4 protein-coding genes are annotated in these 6,714 nt (G+C 48.8%); all 4 read left to right on the top strand.

Translation table 11 applies throughout. The features are described from left to right. The first annotated feature begins 266 nt into the window (after positions 1–266). The 4 genes from Psch_RS16070 to Psch_RS16055 all read left to right on the top strand — a co-directional run bounded on the left by Psch_RS16070 (position 267) and on the right by Psch_RS16055 (position 6,553). Positions 267–1,835 carry an acyl CoA:acetate/3-ketoacid CoA transferase gene (locus tag Psch_RS16070; protein ID WP_190258813.1) on the top strand — a complete coding sequence of 523 codons (1,569 nt, stop codon included), beginning with the start codon at positions 267–269 and terminating at the stop codon, positions 1,833–1,835. 574 nt (positions 1,836–2,409) lie between these two features. Further along, positions 2,410–4,026, top strand: a complete 1,617-nt coding sequence (locus tag Psch_RS16065) for a CoA-transferase (RefSeq protein WP_190258812.1) — start codon at positions 2,410–2,412, stop codon at positions 4,024–4,026. A gap of 211 nt (positions 4,027–4,237) precedes the next feature. Beyond that, a complete protein-coding gene (locus Psch_RS16060; protein ID WP_345789089.1) occupies positions 4,238–5,389 on the top strand; it encodes an acyl-CoA dehydrogenase family protein in 1,152 nt (383 codons plus the stop codon). A 24-nt stretch (positions 5,390–5,413) separates the two neighbouring features. Further along, entirely contained in the window at positions 5,414–6,553 is a 1,140-nt protein-coding gene (locus Psch_RS16055) for an acyl-CoA dehydrogenase family protein (protein WP_190258811.1), read from the top strand. Positions 6,554–6,714: the final 161 nt, after the last annotated feature.

The raw sequence follows: 6,714 nt of genomic DNA, 5'->3' as shown, positions 1-6,714 counted from the left end.
AGCCGACCTTCCCGGCGATTACCAACGCGATCTATGACGCTATCGGTGTAAGGTTCTACGAAGTGCCGATTACTCCGGAAATGATCCTCAAGGCCTTAAAAGAAAAGAAAGAAAAAGAAGCTGGCTGCTAGCTGTGATCTCCTGCGGAGCTTAGTGGATGACATACCATACGCCGGTTTATTCTATACCGGCGTATGGTAGAAAAATCGAAGATATTTTCAATGTTAACATAAGTTAACGAAAATAACTAAAGGAGAATGATGAGTATGGCGAAATTTATCACTGTTGCACAGGCTGCGGAACTCTTTAAGGACGGTGACTATGTTGCGTCATCTTCCTTCGGCCTTGCTGGTTGGGCCGAAGAAATCGCGCTGGCTCTTGAGGAGCGGTTTTTGAAAACCGGACACCCAAGGGATCTGACTCATATCCATGCCGGCGGCGCAGGCAACTTCCAGGGTAGAGGCGGCGGACACTGGGCCCACGAGGGGATGACCAAAAGATACATCATTTCACATGCCGGCTCAGAACCCCAGGTTATGGATCATATCGCCAGTAATACATGTTTAGCTTATAATTTCCCGCTCGGAGTTATTTTGCAATGTTACAATGATATCGCCAGAAGAGGCCCCGGCGTTTTCAGTCAGGCAGGGTTGAGGACCTTCATCGACCCGCGCATGGACGGCGGTGCTTTCAATCAAAAAACCCGTGACGAGTGGGAAAAACTCATTGAAGTCAAGGAACTGGACGGGAAAGAATGGCTGTGGTATAAACCTTTCCCTGTTAATGTAGCGTTCTTGAGAGCTACCTCGTCAGACGAACACGGCAATATCACGTGTGAAAAGGAAGGCCCGAACCTGGAATTAATGTCGATAGCCCAGGCGGCTAAGGCATGTGGCGGTATCGTTATAGTTCAGGTGGAGAGAATAGTCAAGAATGGGACAATGCATCCCAAACACGTCAAAGTTCCGTGCACCATTGTAGACTATGTTGTAGTTGCAGAAAAAACTCAAATGCAGACCATGGTTACGGTATATAACCCTTCATTCTCAGGCGAAGTAAAAGTGCCCATGAAAAGTATTCCTCCCATGCCCATGAGTTCGGACAAACTTATTTGCCGGCGGGCAGCCATGGAAGTGCGCCCGGGCGCGATCAGCCTGGGTATCGGCATCCCGCAAGGTGTAGCCAGTATCATTGCCGAGGAAAAAGCCGATAGCCAAGTCATCCTTATGTCCGAGTCCGGCAGCATCGGCGGCATCCCTGGTGTGGGTGGAGATTTTGGAAGCCACTGGAACGCTGAAGCATCGACTGAGCAGCCTACCCATTTCAATTATTATGACGGCGGCGGCCTTGACATCGCTGTATTTGGTCTGGCTGAAACGGATCCGGAAGGCAACTGCAACGCCAGCGTGTTCAACGGTAAGGTTTTCGGGGTCGGCGGCTTCATTAACGTTGCCACGAACGCTAAAAAGACGATTATGGCGGGCGCATTCACTGCCGGCGGACTGAAAGTCAAGGCTGGAGACGGCAAACTGACCATTGAAAAGGAAGGCCAGTTTAAGAAATTCCTGAACCAGGTTGCGCAAATTTCCTTCAGCGGGCCATATGCCAGGGAAATAGGCCAGGAAGTCATGTTTATTACCGAGCGGGCTGTCTTTGAACTTACCCATGACGGGTTTGTATTAACTGAAATCGCGCCTGGCATTGATTTGCAAAAAGACGTGCTGGACCAAATGGAATTTAAACCGATCATTTCACCGGATCTGAAACTGATGGATGCTGGGATTTTCAGTGAAGTATTCGGCGAAGGTAAATTAAAGAAGATTATTGAAGGATAATGTTCTTTGCTTTTTGCCTGAGTGAAAAAGTGCTTTTGTTGAATTGAATCAAAGGCCGTTATCGAAACGCAGCATAGGCACTTGACATGGAGAACAACAGGCTAGGCCTTCAAATGGGAGGGCGCTCCATGTCAAGAACGCCATATTGAAATCGCTGTGGGTAATCCCATAATTATCACTGCAAAGTAAAACCGGTATATTCTATGCCTTTATATGTAACCTACATGGTTGGGGTCTAATCCATAATGATGATATGCAATGACGTGCCGGGAGATATGTGCTTTAGTGAAGGCAGTGTGTCAGTTGCCTCTTGATTCATGAATACAAGACCCAACTGCTTGGAGAACTATGCGCCGGGAGGTTGGTATCAGACTTACAGTAAAGGAATTCGGAGCTTGGTGTTTCTCCTCACAAATGGGTATTTATGCTTACGGTGTTCTCAAAGAGGTTCTTCGATACCATACCAAGTCCTGCCCAATATAGCGAAGAACCACAAGGGAATTCAGAACGTTTGCATGAATATAGGAATCCTGTTTCCGTGCTAAATTTAGAAAAATAAGGAGAGAGATGTCAATTGGCAAAAGTAATTACTGTTAAAGAGGCAGCGGAACTGTTCGCCGACGGGGACATAATTCTGTCAGCCTGTTTCGGAATGGTATGGCCGGAAGAAATCGGCCAGGCTATCGAGAAACGTTTCGTGGAGACAGGCCATCCCCGTGACATGGTCCATCTTCATGCCGCGGGCTGCATACCGGCGGACTGCTTCGCACACGAAGGTATGTTGAAGTGGGATATTTCTTCGCATGAAAGCACTACTCCCAAAATCGCCAAGCTAATCCAGGACGATAAACTGCCCGCGTGGTATATGCCTTTGGGAACAATGCTGCAGATGTACAGAGAACAGGGCAGGGGCATGCCGGGTGTTCTGTCAAAGGTTGGTCTGGGTACTTTCATGGACGAACGTGTTGACGCAGGGTGCTTAAACCCCAGCGCAAGGAAGATTACAGAGGAATTAAAGGCTCAAAATAAACAATTTATCAAGTACATTCCTGATTTTGACGGAGAGGAATATCTCTACTACAGGGGATTGCCTTACACGAAGGGTATAATCAGGGCTACTACGGCTGACGAAAACGGTAACGTTACGATTGAAAATGAGGTTTATAACCTCGAATTATCCGCCGTTGCGCGGGCAGTAAAAGCGAATGGCGGAAAAGTGATTGTTCAGGTTGAGCGTCTGGCGCAGGGGGGGTCTTTGGATCCCAAAATGGTAAAAGTTGCCCGTAACTTAGTGGACTATATAGTGGTCGCCGAACAGCCCGAAAACATCGTTCACGGCTTATGGCCCCACGGCAAGCAAAAGATTAATTACTGGTACGGTCTCACAGGAAGGATCAAAGTTCCTCTAAGCGACAGCTTAAAGCCGATGCCTCTTGACCCGAAGAAAGTAATGGTAAGGAGAGCCTGCATGGAAGCGCAGGCCGGTTGGATGTGCAACTTTGGTATTGGCCTGCCTACCTTCTGCGGCAGCGTAATGGCTGAAGAAGGCGTTATGGATGAAATCACCATGATTTCCGAATCCGGTTCTGTGGGCGGCGTTCCGGGCGGCGGTCCTGACTTTGGATGCCACTGGAATGTGCAAGCTTCGGTAGACCAGGGCGAGCATTTCGATTGGTTTGACGGAACAGGTTTGGACTTCGGTGTATTCGGATTATCCGAAGCGCAGGAAGACGGTTCAATCAACACTTCATTCTTAAACGGCGTAACTCTCGGCGTGGGCGGATTTGCCAACATCACTGCAGGCGCTAATACTGCTCTGTTCATCGGTACTTTCACTGCCAAGGGCTTAGAGGAAACTGTTGAAGACGGCAAACTTGTTATTAAGAGCGAAGGCAAACTGAAGAAGTTCGTAAAGAAATGCTTACAGTTGACCTTTGACGCCAACTTAGCTGCTAAGAATGGTCAGAAGCTGCTCTATATCACTGAAAGATGCGTATTTGAAAGGACTTTGGAAGGCATGGTGTTGATTGAGATCGCGCCGGGCGTAGATCTTCAGAAGGATATTCTGGATCAGATGGAATTCACTCCGATCATCCCGGCAGGAGGCCCTAGATTGATGCCTGCTGAAATCTTCCAGCCTGTTTGGGGCAACGGCGGCTTAAAGGCTGTTTGGGACGTAAAAGTAAAATAATTTAATAAAGAAAAACAAAACTAAGACTACTCGCTATTTGATGGGTAAGGTCTTGTCTCGCATGTGAAGTACGAAAAGGCTTGGATGGCAAGACAAGAAAGGTTGTCTTGCCGTCCAAGGACCTTAAAAAGCAAGGGTGCAAGGCTTCATATCAAGGGCGGTCAATACAGGTATAACCAATTATCCAACAACGATCAAAAAGTGAAAGTTGATGAACCGGATGTTTGACTATACACCTGAACAATTTGAATTGCAAAAAAAAGTCCGCACTTTTGTGAAAAAGTATATTGATCCAATTGCCAGGGACGTCGACGCTAATGGCGAACTCCCGATGTCAGTTTTGAAAGCGTGGAAGGAAGAAGGATTGGCGTGCCTGGTTGCGCCGAAAGAAGTTGGCGGGCCTGAGCTGGATACTGTAACCTGCGCCATGATTTTGGAAGAGCTTGGCTATGCCGACCTTGGGACAGCCACTGCTTTAGGGGCAAACAACCTTTGCTCATATACGGTCTTATTGGCTGGAAACCCGGAACAGAAGAAAAAGCACTTTGGTCCCCTGCTGGAAGGTAATTATGGCGCTTTTGCCCTGACTGAACCGAACGCCGGATCTGACGCGGGCGCTGTTTCTACCACTGCCAGGCGGGAAGGGAACGAGTATGTTTTGAACGGTACTAAGTGCTTTATTACACAAGGCGGGGTGGCGGCCACCTATATCGTGTTTGCTTCGACGGACAAATGCAAGGGAGCTAAGGGGCTGAGCGCCTTTATAGTAGAGCGCGATCGTCCGGGCTTAAGCGCCGGTAAAGTTGAAGATAAAATGGGAATTCGAGCCTCCAACACGGTGGAATTGATATTGGAAAATGTTAGAATACCTGCTTCGCATTTGCTCGGCAATGAAGGTGACGGTATGAAGCTGGCCATGATGTCGCTGGATTCCGGCCGCTTGATGGTGGCTGCCCAGGCTGTCGGGGTCGCTCAAAGAGCTCTTGATGAATGCGTCGAATATGTAAAAGGGCGCGTGGATAATGGTAAGCCGTTGTCGGCCCAACAGTCGGCAGCGTTCAAACTGGCGGACATGGCCACTGCCGTCGAAGCCGGCAGGCAGCTTGTTTACCGGGGCGCTGTATTAAAAGACGCTCACCAGCCTTATTCGAAGCATTCCGCTATGACAAAACTGTTCTGCACCGATATGGCTATGCAGGTCGCAAGAGATGCCATGGAAATCATGGGCTCCTACGGCTATACCAAAGACGCGTATATTGAAAAGGTTTGGCGTGACGCCAGGATCCTGTCCATTTACGAAGGAACAAACCAGGTCCAGAGGGTCGTTATCGCGGGCGCGCTGCTTAAAGGAACCGGGCACTAAGTGCTGTCAAAGTAGGAGAGTGCTATGGATTTCAATTTAACAGAAGAGCAACAGTTGATTAAAAAAATGGCCCGGGATTACGGCAAGGAGCAACTGGAACCGCAGGCCTCTGAAATAGACCGTTCCGGGCTTTATCCTGCTGAAACAATTAAAGCAATGGCGGCGCTTGACTTCATGGGCATGTTTTTTCCCGTCGAATATGGCGGAGCGGGGGCGGATTTTTTCAGTTACATTTTGATGGTTGAAGAATTGTCCCGCTCCTGCGCTTCAACAGGAGCAATTTTGGCCACACACTGTTCGCTGGCTGCCAACGCAATCTTTGAGTGGGGCAACCAAGAGCAGAAGGAAAAATATTTGCCGGATATGTGTACAGGAGAGAAACTGGGCGGTTTTGCAATGTACGAGCCGGGCGCCGCGCCTGCTGAGGGTCCGGATAAGGTTACGGCCGGCTTTGCCGGAGGTAAATATGTGTTAAGCGGCAAGAAATATTATGTCGTCAACGGCGGCGTAGCCGATGTGTACATTGTTTTTGCTTTAACCAATCCTGACGCTGGTATGAAGGGACTGAGCGCCTTTATAGTCGACGCGGGTACTCCCGGGTTAACCATCAGCAGGCAGATTGAGAAAATGGGTTTGCGCGCTTTGCAGACATCAGAAATAGTGTTTGACAACGTACAGGTGCCCAAGGAAAACCTGCTCGGCGCTGAAAATCAGGGATATGAGATTTATATGGGCATTCTTGCCAACAGCAGTGTGGCAGCTGCCGCGCAAGTTATTGGCATTGCCCAGTCCGCGCTTGACGCATCAATAAACTATGCCAAAGAACGTGTTCAATTTGGCGGACCAATTGCCCGCTTGCAGACGATACAGTGGATGTTGGCGGAGATGGCCATGAATGTTCACCTGGTCCGGGTGGCGACCTACAGGGTTGCGGCTCTAATTGATGAAGGCAAGCCATATGCCCGGGAAGCGGCTATGACCAGAATGTTTGCGGCAAAAGCCGGTGTAGACGTCTGCATGAATGCGCTGCAAATTCACGGCGGCTATGGTTACGGCAGAGATATGATCGTCGAAAGGCTTTTACGTGATGTGAAAGGCGCAATCATTTTCGACAGTTCCAATGAATATCCGCAGAAGATTATAGCGGGCAGCCTGCTGCGCTGAGCACTTATTTAAATTTCATGAGGCTTACTAGTTGATTAAGAGTGGCTGGCCGCTAAACTGCATCCCCTTAGTTTTTGTTGTGCGCACCGCCATTCTTTATATTAGGTATTTAAGGAGGTGGTTGACGAAAAAACGGCTAAAACTGAATAGGGTGCAAGGAT

Origin of the sequence: Pelotomaculum schinkii (genome assembly GCF_004369205.1) — a bacterium.
GTDB lineage: Bacteria > Bacillota > Desulfotomaculia > Desulfotomaculales > Pelotomaculaceae > Pelotomaculum_C > Pelotomaculum_C schinkii.
The sequence above is the reverse complement of the archived record's forward strand: the minus strand, read 5'-3'. Positions and strand labels throughout refer to the sequence as shown.